Here is a 15,233-nt window from a genome sequence, read left to right as displayed (position 1 = left end):
CATGATCGCGAGTTTGTCTCGTCATTGGCGACCCGTGTATTTGATATGGAAAATGAAGGCATCACTGACTTTACCGGCACTTATGATGAGTACCTTAAAAGTCTCGGCATTAATAACTAGACTCAATAAATCTTATTATGGTCAATGCGCTTTTGAGCGCATTGACCTACTTTCCTCTCTTTCGTTTGCATGCTATGTTGAATCCCCAATAACGTAGTTGAGGATTTTCAGCATGTTAAGCCGACAAACGCTTTATATTCCTGTGCTATTCGCGATATTTTTCGCTTTTGCGTTGCTTACCCTATCTGCACCATCCCAAGCGGCATCTGCCTCTGAAATCGATATCAAAGTCGATGAGGCCCTGAAACGTTTCAAAACTGAAGTGTCTGGTGGAGATCGTTTTCTTGAAAAAGCCAAAGGTGTATTAGTTTTTCCTGATGTCATCAAAGCAGGATTTGGTATTGGTGGTGAATATGGAGAAGGTGCGCTTCGCATCGGCGGCAGCACGGTGGATTATTACAACACTGCTGGTGCCTCGATTGGCTTTCAATTGGGCGCCCAGCAAAAAACCGTGATACTGGTGTTTTTGAATGATCAGGCTTTAAAACAATTCCGAGACAATGAAGGTTGGAAAGCTGGTGTTGATGGCTCGGTAGCAGTAGTTGAATGGGGTGTCGGTGAAGATATCAATACGACTGATATCAAAGATCCGATTGTGGGCTTTGTCTTTAGTAACAAAGGATTAATGTATAACTTGACGCTCGAAGGCGCCAAGTTTACTAAGTTGAATAAATAGCCTCTAGCTGCGGTGACGATTTAAGATCGACCAACGCTAGTCTTCAATACGAAAACCGAGTTTGATAGTGACTTGCCAGTACCGGACCCCGCCGTTTTCGATATAGCCGCGGGTGTCCGTTACTTCAAACCAATGCAGGTTTTTAACGGTTTCTGCTGCTTTGGCAATGGCATTCTCAATCGCTTTATCCGAGCTTTCAGCAGAGCTGCCAGTGATTTCAATATGTTTATAAACATGTTCAGTCATAATATTTCCTTATTATTTGCGTAAGATAGATAAACCAGTAAAACAGACCCACAAAAACACTGCCTCCCAGCATATTGACCAAAGTCATCGGGATCAAGTTATGCCTCAAAAAACCACTGATTATCCATTGTTCACATACGGCACAAACCGATCCCATTTCAAATTTTGCCAGTAAGCCGGTAGCAATAAAAAACATATTGGCCAAATTGTCTTCAATGTTCTATCGCGATATACGCATCCGCTGAAAATAGCTCTACCGGTATTCTCTTGATATTGAAAAACCAGTTTGCTGATAATTACTTCGATGCGCTTAAAGCACCATGCCCCTCTAAATAAATGAATGATTTTGCTATCTTTTACTAGACCGGGCACGTATAATTGCACGCTCGCAAATGTCACTTTTACAGCTTTGTTTCCAAAGTTGCCCATCACAGGTTATTCAATGTCCACACCAGAAAACGATACAACACCCTCATTCGCTGAGTTAGGGTTAGCCGCTCCAATTTTACAAGCCGTACAACAACTCGGTTATGAAACACCATCGCCAATTCAGGCGCAAAGTATCCCGCCGTTACTGGCTGGTAGAGACTTACTTGGTCAGGCCCAAACCGGCACCGGTAAAACTGCAGCCTTTGCCTTACCGCTGTTAAGCCGTTTGGATCTCAAAAACAAAGCCACCCAAATGTTGGTGTTAGCACCAACTCGTGAGTTGGCGATCCAGGTTTCTGAAGCGATTCAAAGTTACGCTCGTCACCTGAAAGATTTCCACATTCTGCCTATTTATGGCGGTCAAAGCATGGGTATTCAATTACGTTCATTACAACGTAAACCACAAGTCGTGGTTGGTACCCCTGGTCGTATTCTGGATCACATCCGTCGTGGCACATTGAAGCTGGATAAACTTGAAGCATTAGTGCTTGATGAAGCCGATGAAATGTTGCGTATGGGCTTTATTGATGATGTTGAAACCATTCTTAAAGAAACCCCTGAAAACCGCCAAGTAGCGTTATTTTCAGCAACCATGCCCGGCCCAATTCATCGCGTCGCACAGAAATATCTGAAAGATCCGGTCGATGTACGTATTCAATCAAAAACATCAACCGTAACCACCATTAACCAGCGTTACTGGCAAGTGACCGGCATGCACAAACTGGATGCGTTAACCCGTATTCTGGAAGTCGAAGACTTTGATGGCATGATCATTTTCGTGCGCACCAAGAATGCCACGGTTGAGCTGGCTGAAAAACTGGAAGCTCGTGGTTATTCGGCTTCTGCAATCAATGGCGATATGAATCAGGCATTGCGTGAAAAAACCATCGAACGCATGAAAAAAGGCAGTATCGATATCTTGATTGCTACCGACGTAGCTGCTCGTGGTCTGGATATTGAACGCATGAGCCACGTGGTCAACTACGATATTCCTTACGATACTGAATCTTATGTACATCGCATCGGCCGTACCGGTCGTGCTGGTCGTAAAGGTGAAGCTATTCTGTTTGTCTCTCCTCGCGAAACCCGCATGTTGAGTGCTATCGAAAAAGCGACTCGTCAGGTCATTACCAAAATGCAATTGCCGAGTAGCGAAGATATTGCTGATCGTCGTGTATTGCAATTTATGGAACAACTCAGTGAAACCATTGAGTCGCAAGAATTGGCGTATTTCGAAACATTGATTAGCCAGTACCAAAAAGAACATGATGCCGATCCAATTGCAATCGCTGCGGCATTAGCCTTTTTAGTACAAAAAGATCGTCCGTTAAAACCGGTCAAACATGTTACCGAACGTCCAGCTCGTGAAGATCGTGAACGCGCACCACGCCAAGAGCGTGATCGTGGTGAACGATCAGCTCGTGGCAATCGTGATGAACGTCCACCACGTGAGAAGCGCCCAGCTCGTCAACATCCTAATGAACCAGATATGGATACTTACCGTGTTGAAGTGGGTCGTGCAGATAAAATTGAACCACGTAATCTGGTGGGTGCAATTGCCAATGAATCAGGTATCGAAAGTCAGTTTATCGGTCGCATTACTATCAACGAAGATCATAGTCTGATTGACCTGCCACAAGGCATGCCAAAAGATATGTTTCAGCAATTACGTAAGATTTGGGTCAACAGTAAGCAGTTGAATATGAGTCTGGCAACCGATGAAGCTGTTGCAGAAAGTGCTGCAGATCGTCCATCACGACGTAACTTCAGTAAAGATCGTAAAGATGGTCCAAAAAACAAACCGGCCAAGAAATTCAAAAAAAGCTAAAAAATAACGTTTTTCAACATTTAAAAAGTCACTGCTAGCAGTGACTTTTTTTTTAAGCATGCCACAATAGCGTCCATGCTCAATATCATCTGGATAGCTTTTTTTCTGATCGCCTTTGCGGTAGCTTTATTTAAGCTGCTGGTATTGGGCGACAGCGAAATCTTCAGCCAGATCATGCAAGCCTTGTTTGCGCTTTCCAAAACGGCTTTTGAAATTGCTATCGGCCTAACAGGTATTCTGGCGCTGTGGTTGGGCATTATGAAAATTGGCGAGCGTAGCGGATTTATCGAATTGTTAACTCGTGGCCTCTCCCCGCTATTTACACGCTTAATGCCTGAGGTGCCGAAGAATCATCCGGCATTGGGAGCAATGGTGATGAATATATCAGCCAATGCGCTAGGGCTGGATAATGCAGCGACGCCATTGGGTATTAAAGCAATGCAGGAGCTACAAAAACTCAATCCGTTAAAAGACACCGCCAGTAACGCACAGATTTTATTTCTGGTGATTAACACCTCAGCTGTCACCTTATTCCCGGTCACTATTTTTACCTATCGTGCTCAGATGGGTGCTGCCAATCCGACGGATGTGTTCATTCCCCTCCTTATTGCCACCTATTTTTCAACCTTGATAGGTTTAATAACTGTCGCTGCGGTACAGAAGATCAATCTACTGGATCGGGTTGTGCTGATGTATCTGGGTGGGTTCAGTGCTTTTGTATTTGGTTTACTGGCTTATTTTGCCAGTCTGGAACAACAACAAATGCTAGTGCAATCAGCAATCATCAGTAATGTGGTAATTTTTTCACTGGTGATTGCCTTTATCGTTGCAGCAGCTTGGCAACGGGTAAATGCCTATGAAGCCTTTATTGAAGGTGCAAAAGAAGGCTTTTCAACTGCAGTAATGATTATTCCCTATCTGGTTGCCATGTTAGTTGCCATTGGGGTTTTCCGTGCCAGTGGCGCACTGGATCTGTTCGCAGAGGGCATTCGCGCTGTGGTGGTCGCTGTGGGATTGGATGACAGGTTTATTGATGCATTGCCAACCGCTTTGATGAAACCGTTTAGCGGTAGCGGTGCGCGAGCCATGATGATTGATACCATGGAAGTCCATGGTGCGGATTCGTTTGCTGGGCGTCTAGCATCGATAGTTCAGGGCAGTACTGAAACCACTTTTTATGTTTTGGCTGTTTATTTTGGTGCGGTCGGCATTCAGAAAATTCGTCATGCTGTCGCCTGTGGTTTGGCCGCAGATGTTGCTGGCATCACTGCCGCAATTGTTGTCGCGTATTGGTTTTTTGGTTAATTAATAACCGGTAATTGGCTGGTTAGTCTTAACCACAAAAAAACTTCTTCAATAAAACTCAAATTCTGCTACATTTTATCGCCCGTTCAAAGGCTTAGCTTAACATCCACCCTAATAATGAAGTTATTTACTCTTCTGGAGATTCATTTTTTTGAACGCTCAATCTGTTGTTGATTATGCTGTATTTGATCTGATCGCTGACGCGTTGAGCACTCACGGTTACTGCATTCTGCCACATCTATTGCCGGCAGCATTAACTCATGACTTATACCGACGGGTTGCCCGTCTGGATGAGCATAATGCTCTAGAGCTGGCTGGCATTGGTCGAGAACAAAAGCATCAATTAAACGAAACCATTCGCAGCGATGAAACTCGCTGGCTGGATCCGAACAATCACGTTGATCAGGCCTATCTCAACCATATGTCAGATTTCCGCCTGGCCATGAATCAACGGTTGTTTTTAGGCCTGTTTGATTATGAAGCGCATTATGCACATTACCCCAGTGGTGCATTCTATAAACGCCATTTAGATGCCTTTAAAGGTCAATCAAACCGCATATTAACGACGGTGATGTATTTAAATCCTTTCTGGCAGACGCAGGATGGCGGGCAATTACAGATCTATGATCTCAATAATGATAGTCTGATCACCTCTGTTGAACCCGAACTGGGCACTTTTGTTGTGTTTTTAAGTGAGCAGTTTCCTCACGAAGTGTTACTGGCCAATCGTGATCGTTACAGTATCGCAGGATGGTTTCGAGTTCACGATCCACTGCAGGCACCAATGATATGAATACAAACTTTGAGATTTTGGAATTAGGCCAAACCGATCTACGTCGCGTCGCTGTTCCAGTCATCGATATACACGATGTAACTCTGCAACAGAATATTGATGCGTTAATTGCGTTTGTTCAGCAACGCGGCGGTATGGGTATTGCTGCTACACAAGTTGGTATTAATCAACGCTTTTTTATTATGTCGAGTCATCCTAACGAACGTTATCCCTACGCACCGGATATGCCGGCAACCTGTGTCATAAATCCTGAAATTATATGGCACTCCGAGGCGGTTGAAAAAGACTGGGAAGGTTGTTTGAGTGTGCCAGGATTGCGATCCTTGGTGCCTCGTTATCAGCAGATTGAAGTCCGATACAGCTTACGTGATGGTACTCACATAGAGGTGAAATATGATGATTTCATGGCTAGGCTGTTTCAGCATGAACTGGATCATCTGGATGGAAAAGTCTTTGTTGATCGTGTGGAATCGACAATGGATATGATGACCGAATCCAGCTGGCGCTCAATGCTGGCTGAAAAAGCCAGGAGCAATACTAAGTAATGGCACAACAATTTGATAGCTTGTCTGATCGCTTAATTGAGTTTATTCACCAACAGCATCTGTTTTTCGTGGCAACGGCTACGGCTGACAGTCGAGTTAACGTTTCACCCAAAGGGATGGACTCATTACGGGTGTTAAACAGTAATCAGGTGATCTGGTTGAATGTGACTGGTAGCGGCAACGAAACCGCTGCACATATAGAACAAAATCCACGGATGACTCTGATGTTTTGTGCTTTTGAAGGCAAACCTTTGATTTTGAGACTCTACGGGCAGGCTCGGGCGATTCATCATAAGGATCCTGAGTGGCAATCACTTTATGGTTTATTTGATGCGTTGCCCGGTGCTAGGCAGATATTTATTCTGGATATTGATTTGGTACAAACCTCTTGTGGCATGGCTGTTCCCTATTTGGATTATGTTGGGGAACGCGAGCTACTGAATAACTGGGCTGAGCGCAAAGGTGAAACTGGTATTAAAGACTATTGGCGGGAAAAAAATCAGATCACGGTGGATGGGCTGGAAACCGATATTGTCAAAAAGAATATTTAGCCTTTTCGACTTACTAATGGCCGAACATTTCACCCACAGCTTTTGCCAGAGTTTCCGAACGCTTTGGATTACGCAAAACCTGCATAATCGGTTCACGCATACCCGGGATAAATAACAAATCAGCTAATAATTGACTAAAGCCTGGTTGCCCAGCGTCATTATGAGCAAGTTGCTCAAGATATAATTCACAGATAGGTGGTTTAGCCAACGCCAGCCAAATACGCCCACTAATGATTGCCAATACTTCAATCTCTCGGCTACAACGATGCTTTAAAACCTGCATCACCATACGTTCGACAAGACCCCGGGCAGGACTATTAGACGCCGCCCGTAAACAAGAAATAATTTTGACTGTATCCGGCTGTTTTTCCTGTAATTGGATATCTACTTGTTGGGCTAATATTTCGACTACACCAGCTGCTGGCATGCCATGTTCCAACAATACGCAGAGATTATGAAATGGCTCATGCGGTAACTTAGAAAGCGTTTGAATCAGTCCTAATGTGCCTTCATCAGAATCTAACCGAATAGCAAAGTCGGCAAGCCCTTGCATCGCCAACCCTGGCCATTTATCCAATGAAACTTCACCGGTGAAATACTTATAGGCCTTATCGTAATATTTTGATGGTGATAACTTCAGAGCATAAGTAGCATGCGCATTAAATGCAGCCATTCGATCTTGACGAGGTTTAAAGCTATAGGGGCTATCCATCAAAGCCCCCTGAATTTTTTCACCATCAGCAGCGGCCAGCATGGCCTCGCCCAATCTTTCTAGCAGCATCATTAAAAATGCATCTCGCGCATCGGGGATCAATAAGCCCTGCTCATCCAATGGGAACTGTAAAAACCAGACATATTGTTGTTGAGGGGCTTCAGGATGCCAGAAAATAATGCCTATTTGGGCTTGCCGTTTAAAAGGATAAGGATAAGGTTTCTGACAATTATCAAAACTGACAAACTGATCCGGCGTTAATTTCCAGACACGACGGCCCATATCAAACACCCGATATTGCGCTCCACTTTGCCGCAGAAATTTACTCAGCGTGTTGATCTGTCCAATATCCATAGCTTGCCCCGTATCAGGTACGGTATTCAGCGTTTATCTTGACGTAGTCGTAGGAGAAATCACAAGTCCAGACTGTTTTGCTTACACCGCCTCTACCAAGTTTTACCTTAATGGTTATTTCAGATTGAGACATAACCTGTTGGCCTTTTTCTTCAGTATAGTCGGTAGCAGGTTGCCCGCCATCAACAATACACACGTCATCCAGATAAATGGCGATTTTCGATAAGTCCAGATTGGGCAAGCCACTTCGACCAACCGCTGCCAGAATCCGACCCCAGTTCGGATCTGATGCAAATAATGCCGTTTTAACCAGCGGTGAGTGTGCAATGGTGTAGGCGACTTGCTTACACTCGTCTTCATCAGTGCCTTGCTGAACATCAATACTAATAAATTTAGTCGCGCCTTCACCATCGCGAACAATAGCTTGGGCTAGGAATCGGCTTAGATTATTTAAAGCCTCAATAAACTGATGTGCATCCGCGCTATCCATATCATCAATAACTGAGTTTCCAGCCTTACCAGTTGCAATGAGGATGCAGGCATCATTGGTTGAGGTATCGCCATCAACGGTAATACTGTTAAAAGACTGCTCCATCGAAACTTCAAGTATCTTTTGTAATATTGACGGGCTTATCGCCGCATCAGTGGCGATGTAAGACAACATTGTGGCCATATCAGGGCGAATCATGCCTGAGCCTTTGGCGATGCCTGTCAGTGTGATTTGCTGTCCATTTAATGACAGTTCAACTGAACGGGCTTTGGCAATAGTATCGGTTGTCATAATCGCATGAGCCGCAGCAAACCAGTTATCAGCTTTTAATTGCGTAAATGCTTCAGGTAAAACGCTTGTTATTTTTTCTACCGGTAATGGCTGACCAATCACCCCTGTAGAGAAAGGCAGTACAGCAGCAGCATGGCAATCACCTTGTTCTGCTACAGCCTGACAACACGCTTTGGCATCAATTAGACCAGCGTCCCCCGTTCCAGCATTAGCATTGCCAGAATTAATTAGTAAGAAACGCGTTGCAGTTTGTGCCTGATGTTCTCTAGCGATTAGTACGGGTGCCGCACAAAAAGCATTACGGGTATATACCGCTGCGGTATGACTTCCAGGTGCCAGTTCAATTAAAACGACATCCTGACGACCCGGTTTTTTAATACCAGCACTAGCAGTGGATAGCCTGATGCCATTTATTAGTTTTAATTCATTTGCTGCAGGTGCAGATAAATTGACTGCCATTAGTTCAATGCGCCATGGCAGTTTTTGAACTTTTTACCACTGCCACATGGACACGGATCATTGCGGCCAACTTTTTTGCCATCACGAGTTAAAGGCTGATTGGCAGAAGGTTGCTCTGCTTCCGTTTCTGTGGAAGCACTTTCATGCTGGTACTCAACATCAGCAGATTGACGACGTTGTTCATCAACTGCTGCAACATCTTCTGGCGCTCTCACCTTAACCCGAGAAATCAAACTAACAACATCATGTTTTAAGCTATCCAACATAGCGGTAAAAAGCTGAAAAGCTTCGCGCTTATATTCCTGCTTAGGATCTTTTTGTGCATAACCACGAAGGTTGATGCCCTGACGTAAATAATCCATTTGAGACAGATGTTCTTTCCATTGGGTATCCAACGTCTGCAGCATGATGGCTTTTTCGAAGTGTCGCATCAATTCGGCGCCAACCGTAGCTTCCTTCGCCTGACAGGCGGCTTCAGCTTCATCAATAATCCGTTCACGCAAGTTTTCTTCGTGCAGGGTATCGTCCGCTTCCAACCAACCGCTGATATCAAGATCCAAGGCAAAATCATCACGTAATGCCTGTTCCAATCCACTGATATTCCATTGTTCATCAATGCTGTTTGGTGGAACATACAGACTGATCACATCATCAATTACACCTCTACGCATTGAGATAATGGTTTCAGATACGTCATCTGCTGCCATTAATTCATTGCGCTGCTCGTAAATAACTTTACGTTGGTCATTAGCGACATCATCGAATTGCAATAATTGTTTACGGATGTCGAAGTTATGTCCTTCAACTTTACGTTGAGCATTTTCAATGGCTCTACTGACCCAAGGGTGTTCAATAGCTTCGCCTTCTTCCATGCCCAGTTTTTGCATCAGGCCGGACATGCGTTCGGAGGCAAAAATTCGCATCAAATTATCTTCAAGCGACAAGTAAAAACGGGTTGAACCGGGATCACCTTGACGACCAGATCGACCGCGAAGTTGATTATCAATACGCCGTGATTCGTGACGCTCAGTACCGATAATATGTAAGCCACCCGCCTGCAAAACCATATCATGGCGTTGTTGCCAATCAGCTTTGACTTTGGCCTTGGCAGCTTCATCAGCATCCTCAGCTAATTTATCCATCTCGGCTTCGAGGCTACCACCAAGCACAATATCAGTACCACGACCAGCCATATTGGTCGCAATGGTTACCGAACCAGGTTTACCTGCTTCGGCAATGATGTGGGCTTCTTTTTCATGGAATTTAGCGTTTAACACTTCATGTGGAATTTTGGCTTTGGTCAGCAATTTATCCAGATATTCTGAACTCTCGATCGAGGCAGTACCAACCAACACAGGTTGTTGACGTTTAATACATTCCTGAATATCCAACAAAATCGCGTCGAATTTTTCTTTTGCAGTTAAATAAATGCGATCGGCTTCATCTTTACGTTGCATTGGACGATGTGTCGGAATGACGACAACTTCCAAACCATAAATCGATTGTAATTCGTAAGCTTCGGTGTCAGCGGTACCGGTCATACCGGACAATTTTTTGTACAAACGGAAATAGTTCTGGAAAGTAATTGATGCTAGGGTTTGATTCTCATTTTGAATCTTTACACCCTCTTTAGCTTCAATGGCTTGATGCAAACCTTCTGACCAACGACGGCCTGGCATAGTACGTCCGGTAAATTCATCGACGATAACAATCTGATCATCTTGAACGATATATTCAACATCTTTGTTGAATAACACATGTGCACGTAAAGCGGCGGTAACATGATGCATCAAACCAATATTGGCAGCATCGTATAAACTTGCCTCAGGGTCTAAAAGACCAGCATCAGTTAATAATTGCTCAATTTTTTCGTGACCAGCTTCAGTGAAGTGCACCTGTTTATTTTTTTCGTCGACAGTGTAATCACCTGGGATAGTAATCTCTTCTTCCTCGCCTTCTTGCTTAGTCAGATTTGGAATTAATTTATTAATCTGTACATAGCGTTCTGAACTGTCTTCGGCTGGACCGGAGATAATCAACGGAGTGCGGGCTTCGTCAATCAGAATCGAGTCAACCTCATCGATAACGGCAAAATTTAATGGCCGCTGAACCCGATCTTCAAGTCGAAAAGCCATGTTATCGCGAAGGTAATCAAAACCAAACTCGTTATTTGTGCCGTAGGTGATATCTGCCGCATAGGCTTCACGACGTTCATCACCACTCAGACCGCTGACAATCACACCTGTTGTGAGACCAAGAAAACCATAAAGCTTGCTCATCCATGCCGCATCACGTTTTGCCAAGTAATCATTGACTGTAATAACGTGAACACCTTCGCCCGTCAGTGCATTCAGATAAACCGCTAGTGTTGCAACCAGTGTTTTACCTTCACCCGTTTTCATTTCAGCGACTTTGCCATCATTTAGCACCATGCCGCCTATTAGCTGCACATCAAAATGACGCATTTCCATCACTCTTTTGCCGGCTTCACGAACGACAGCAAAAGCTTCTACCAAAATATCATTAAGGGTTTGACCGTCAGTCAGTCTTTGTTTGAATTCAATTGTTTTAGCTCTGAGAGCGGCATCGTCAAGTTTTTCGTATTCACTCTCCAACGCATTGATTAGGCCAATTTGTTTCTGCAGTTTTTTGATTACACGCTCATTACGACTGCCGAAAACCTTACTGAAAAACTTGCCTACCATGACTAAAACTACCTGTTGAATTGTGCCGAATTGTCGACGGTTAGATTAATCGCGTGATTATAACGCGTACTGTTGAGAAGATCGAAAGACCTGCCACACTTTTTTTAAGTGGTGGCAAATTTTTCAATTGCAAGAAGTATTATTCGATGTAATTAAAAGGATTAACGGATTTACCGTCTCTGAGAACTTCAAAATGTACATGGGGGCCAGTTGAGCGGCCAGTTGACCCCATCAACGCAATCACATCTCCCTTGCTGACGCGATCACCAGTATTCACTTCGAGTGATTTATTATGTGCGTAACGAGTAATGTAACCATTGCCATGATCGATCTCCACTAGCCCACCGTAACCACCACGCATACCGGCCCAACTAACAATACCATCGGCAACGGAAATAACGGCGCTTCCAGTTTTACCGGCAAAGTCTATTCCATCGTGAAACACTTTTTTACCATTAAACGGATCAACACGATAACCATAAAAAGATGAAATCCATCCGTCATCAACCGGTCTGCCGGTAGGTATTGCACCGGTAATATTATCGTTAGTGATTAAATAATCCTGCAAAGCAGTTAGTGTATCTTGTTGATCAGCAAAGTCTTGTGATAGCTGAACCAAACTTTCTTCAAATTCGGCGTTGGATAACCAATCGCCAGACTTCTCAATGCCACCCATGCCAGGTGCGAATTCTAAATCAAAATCACTTAACTCAAATCCAGCTATCTCAGCTAACCGTTGGCTGAGCATTTTTAAACGAATCGCTTCGGCTTGTAATCCACCCAGTTGCTGCGCATAAAAACCTTGAATGGCTTCATTTTCAGTAGTGTTTTCACTGATGGAGTAAGGGGGGGATTTAGGGGTAAGCAGCTGAGCAGTAGGGAAAAACTTTGAATCTTCTGTTGCAGTCGTATTGGTCTTTTCATCTATAAACTTCATTGCCGAGACGGTAATTGCAATGGTAATAGATAAAAGAAATATTGTTAAAAGCATCAGTCGCGTTCGGCTTAAATGCCAATGCTTGTGGCCGGTATTGTCGGCGGATATTATGATAATCTGCATACTTATCCTCGTCCCGGGTTTGAGACATGTCAAATAAACCGCTTCATTTCACTACTGTTTGTCAGACAAATCAGCATTTACAGCAAATGTCGAAGCGCGCCCAAAAATTAACTCAGCTTAACAGCATTCTGCAAGAAATTTTACCTTCACAGTTCGCAGGCCATTGCCAGTTGGCGAATATGAAAGATTGCAAAATCATCATCCATACAGAAAATGCGGCAATTGCAAGCCTATTACGCTTCCATTCCGCCACCATTTGTAAAACCTTTTCTAGCCAGTTATCAGAGAAAATTGTCCGTGTCGAAGTTAGGGTAAAACCCAACTACCCATCCCAACGTTCAGCAAAGTCCAATATTATTGATATGTCTAATAACAATGCAGCGCTGATTGCTCAGACCGCCGCCGGGTTAGACGATGGTCAGCTCAAAACAGCGCTGCATAAACTCGCTAAGCGAGGTAAATCTTCTGGTGAAACTGAAAAATAAACTAGTCCTAACTTACTATTGAAGCAGCGGGACGACTAAAAACAATCGGAGCATCCGCATCTTCTTCAAAAGTAACCAATTCCCAGCAATCTTCCTGAGCGATAAGTTTGCGTAATAAACGATTGTTTACTTCATGACCAGACTTATGCCCAACAAAAGCACCGATCAAACTATGGCCTAGCAAGTACAAATCACCGATGGCATCAAGCACTTTATGACGCACAAATTCATCTTCGTAACGCAGACCATCTTCATTTAGCACCCGGAAATCATCGACCACGATGGCATTATCCATACTGCCACCTAAAGCCAGATTCATTTCTCGCAATTTTTCGATATCTTTCATAAATCCAAACGTCCGAGCACGACTGACTTCACGAACAAATGATGTGGAGGAGAAATCAACATCAACTTGTTGTGGTCGGCCAGTAAAAGCTGGATGTTCAAAATCAATCGTAAAAGAGACCTTGAAACCTTCAAAAGGCTCAAACTTGGCCCACTTATCACCATCTTCCAGTAATACAGACTTTTTGATCCGAATAAATTGCTTGGCAACTGCCTGTTCTTCAATACCGGCAGATTGCACCAGAAATACAAAAGGACCGGCACTGCCGTCCATAATGGGCACTTCTGCTGCATTTAAATCAATATAAGCGTTATCGATACCCAGCCCAGCAAAGGCTGACAATAAATGTTCCACGGTTGAAACTCGCTGACCATTCTGAATCAATGTGGTTGACAGGGCTGTCTCACCCACATTTTCAGCTTTGGCCTCGATTTCAACCACAGGATCTAAATCGACTCGACGAAAAATAATGCCAGTATTAGGGGCAGCTGGACGCAGCGTTAAATAAACCATCTCACCGCTGTGTAATCCTACACCTGTGGCACGAATCACATTTTTCAATGTTCGTTGCTTAATCAAGGTGTTTTACCCCCTCACTAGTTTAATCATCGAAGAATAATATCATAGGCTTATACCACTTCACCATCTACGTTAGTCAGCTTGTCTACGTAAGAATGCTGGAATGTCCAAGTAATCCATATTGACATCACCATTAGCCGCTTGTTTGTGGTCGCTGTTACGACCATTACGTAAAACAGTTGGTTCATCGTAATCAATATCTACGGGCTTTTTGACAATTTCAATTTGCGGCGCAGAATTGGTTTCAACTGGTTTAGCTACAGCGGCTCTTGCCGCGCCTAAACCTGTCGCAACAACGGTTACGCGTAACTCGTCGGTCATATCTGGATCAATGACGGTACCAACAACCACTGTTGCGTCTTCTGAGGCAAATTCTTTAATGGTATTACCGACTTCTTCAAACTCGCCGATGCTCATATCCAGACCTGCAGTGATATTGACCAATACACCACGGGCACCAGCCAAATCGACATCTTCCAATAATGGACTTGAAACGGCCAATCTGGCGGCTTCTGCTGCACGGTTTTCACCTGAAGCACGACCAGTACCCATCATTGCCATACCCATTTCGGACATTACGGTGCGTACGTCAGCAAAGTCGACGTTGATCATACCTTCACGGGTAATCAATTCAGCGATACCTTGTACAGCACCCAATAAAACATCATTTGCTGATTTAAAGGCATTGAGCAAACTCATTTCTTTGCCTAACACTTTCAGCAATTTTTCATTGGGGATGGTAATCAATGAATCAACATGTTGACCAAGCTCTTCAATACCCGCTGTTGCAACTTTCAGTCTTTTAGCACCTTCGAATGGGAAAGGTTTGGTGACGACAGCAACAGTCAAAATACCCATTTCTTTTGCTACTTGAGCAACCACTGGTGCGGCACCCGTACCCGTTCCACCACCCATACCGGCGGTAATAAACACCATGTCAGCACCACGGATCACATCCATAATACGTTCGCGATCTTCCAGTGCGGCCTGACGACCCACATCCGGGTTGGCACCAGCACCAAGACCTTTAGTGATATCTGTACCTAATTGTAAATGCGTAGTGGCGTTACTTTTACGTAAAGCCTGTGCATCAGTATTAGCACAAATAAAATCAACACCTTCGATTTTATTGGCCACCATGTGTTCCAACGCGTTACCGCCACCGCCACCTACACCGATGACTTTGATAACTGCATTTGCTGTGTATGTATCAATCAATTCAAATGTCATGATCTTCTCCCCTCTTCAATTACTAACAT

General features: G+C 44.0%; 15 protein-coding genes. 7 read left to right on the top strand and 8 right to left on the bottom strand.

Annotated elements, in window-relative coordinates; all coding sequences use genetic code 11:
* Positions 1 to 232: 232 nt before the first annotated feature.
* Positions 233 to 796 carry a YSC84-related protein gene (locus ACN0V2_RS10460; RefSeq protein ID WP_417550755.1) on the top strand — a complete coding sequence of 188 codons (564 nt, stop codon included), beginning with the start codon at positions 233 to 235 and terminating at the stop codon, positions 794 to 796.
* Positions 797 to 832: 36 nt separating this feature from the next.
* Here the strand turns inward: ACN0V2_RS10460 and ACN0V2_RS10455 are convergent, their stop codons facing one another.
* Entirely contained in the window at positions 833 to 1,042 is a 210-nt protein-coding gene (locus tag ACN0V2_RS10455) for a dodecin (protein WP_069295758.1), read from the bottom strand.
* Positions 1,035 to 1,238 (bottom strand): hypothetical protein, encoded by a 204-nt coding sequence (locus ACN0V2_RS10450; RefSeq protein ID WP_417550757.1) that lies wholly within the window; start codon positions 1,236 to 1,238, stop codon positions 1,035 to 1,037. The genes ACN0V2_RS10455 and ACN0V2_RS10450 overlap by 8 nt, the downstream gene beginning before the upstream one ends.
* A gap of 246 nt (positions 1,239 to 1,484) precedes the next feature.
* Here ACN0V2_RS10450 and ACN0V2_RS10445 point away from each other — a divergent pair, with 246 nt between their 5' ends.
* The 5 genes from ACN0V2_RS10445 to ACN0V2_RS10425 all read left to right on the top strand — a co-directional run bounded on the left by ACN0V2_RS10445 (position 1,485) and on the right by ACN0V2_RS10425 (position 6,493).
* A complete protein-coding gene (locus ACN0V2_RS10445) occupies positions 1,485 to 3,299 on the top strand; it encodes a DEAD/DEAH box helicase (RefSeq protein WP_417550754.1) in 1,815 nt (604 codons plus the stop codon).
* A gap of 75 nt (positions 3,300 to 3,374) precedes the next feature.
* Positions 3,375 to 4,604 (top strand): nucleoside recognition domain-containing protein, encoded by a 1,230-nt coding sequence (locus ACN0V2_RS10440; RefSeq protein WP_417550753.1) that lies wholly within the window; start codon positions 3,375 to 3,377, stop codon positions 4,602 to 4,604.
* Positions 4,605 to 4,755: 151 nt separating this feature from the next.
* Positions 4,756 to 5,397 (top strand): 2OG-Fe(II) oxygenase, encoded by a 642-nt coding sequence (locus tag ACN0V2_RS10435; RefSeq protein ID WP_417550752.1) that lies wholly within the window; start codon positions 4,756 to 4,758, stop codon positions 5,395 to 5,397.
* The gene (gene def, locus ACN0V2_RS10430; RefSeq protein WP_417550751.1) at positions 5,394 to 5,942 is read left to right on the top strand and encodes a peptide deformylase; all 549 of its coding nucleotides are present in this window, start codon (positions 5,394 to 5,396) and stop codon (positions 5,940 to 5,942) included. Before ACN0V2_RS10435 ends, def begins: the two co-directional genes overlap by 4 nt.
* The gene (locus ACN0V2_RS10425; protein WP_417550750.1) at positions 5,942 to 6,493 is read left to right on the top strand and encodes a pyridoxamine 5'-phosphate oxidase family protein; all 552 of its coding nucleotides are present in this window, start codon (positions 5,942 to 5,944) and stop codon (positions 6,491 to 6,493) included. The genes def and ACN0V2_RS10425 overlap by 1 nt, the downstream gene beginning before the upstream one ends.
* Before the next feature lie 13 nt (positions 6,494 to 6,506).
* Here the strand turns inward: ACN0V2_RS10425 and ACN0V2_RS10420 are convergent, their stop codons facing one another.
* The 4 genes from ACN0V2_RS10420 to ACN0V2_RS10405 form a co-directional block, all read right to left on the bottom strand.
* Complete coding sequence (locus ACN0V2_RS10420) at positions 6,507 to 7,559, bottom strand: DUF3549 family protein (RefSeq protein WP_417550749.1); 1,053 nt, start codon at positions 7,557 to 7,559, stop codon at positions 6,507 to 6,509.
* A gap of 13 nt (positions 7,560 to 7,572) precedes the next feature.
* The gene (gene argJ / locus ACN0V2_RS10415; protein WP_417550748.1) at positions 7,573 to 8,799 is read right to left on the bottom strand and encodes a bifunctional glutamate N-acetyltransferase/amino-acid acetyltransferase ArgJ; all 1,227 of its coding nucleotides are present in this window, start codon (positions 8,797 to 8,799) and stop codon (positions 7,573 to 7,575) included.
* A complete protein-coding gene (gene secA / locus ACN0V2_RS10410) occupies positions 8,799 to 11,504 on the bottom strand; it encodes a preprotein translocase subunit SecA (RefSeq protein ID WP_417550747.1) in 2,706 nt (901 codons plus the stop codon). The genes argJ and secA overlap by 1 nt, the downstream gene beginning before the upstream one ends.
* Before the next feature lie 139 nt (positions 11,505 to 11,643).
* Positions 11,644 to 12,564, bottom strand: coding sequence for a M23 family metallopeptidase (locus ACN0V2_RS10405; RefSeq protein WP_417550746.1), 921 nt, complete (start codon positions 12,562 to 12,564; stop codon positions 11,644 to 11,646).
* Positions 12,565 to 12,590: 26 nt separating this feature from the next.
* Here ACN0V2_RS10405 and ACN0V2_RS10400 point away from each other — a divergent pair, with 26 nt between their 5' ends.
* A complete protein-coding gene (locus ACN0V2_RS10400) occupies positions 12,591 to 13,049 on the top strand; it encodes a DUF721 domain-containing protein (protein WP_417550745.1) in 459 nt (152 codons plus the stop codon).
* A 7-nt stretch (positions 13,050 to 13,056) separates the two neighbouring features.
* On the opposite strand, the gene lpxC is transcribed toward ACN0V2_RS10400, so the two are convergent.
* Together lpxC and ftsZ are read right to left on the bottom strand one after the other, a co-directional pair.
* Complete coding sequence (gene lpxC, locus ACN0V2_RS10395; RefSeq protein ID WP_014706240.1) at positions 13,057 to 13,974, bottom strand: UDP-3-O-acyl-N-acetylglucosamine deacetylase; 918 nt, start codon at positions 13,972 to 13,974, stop codon at positions 13,057 to 13,059.
* A 72-nt stretch (positions 13,975 to 14,046) separates the two neighbouring features.
* Positions 14,047 to 15,204 carry a cell division protein FtsZ gene (gene ftsZ / locus ACN0V2_RS10390; protein WP_417550744.1) on the bottom strand — a complete coding sequence of 386 codons (1,158 nt, stop codon included), beginning with the start codon at positions 15,202 to 15,204 and terminating at the stop codon, positions 14,047 to 14,049.
* Positions 15,205 to 15,233: the final 29 nt, after the last annotated feature.

The sequence above is a fragment of the Methylophaga sp. genome (assembly GCF_048266885.1).
In the GTDB taxonomy this organism is placed as follows: Bacteria; Pseudomonadota; Gammaproteobacteria; order Nitrosococcales; family Methylophagaceae; genus Methylophaga.
This window is presented reverse-complemented; position numbering and strand designations above follow the sequence as displayed.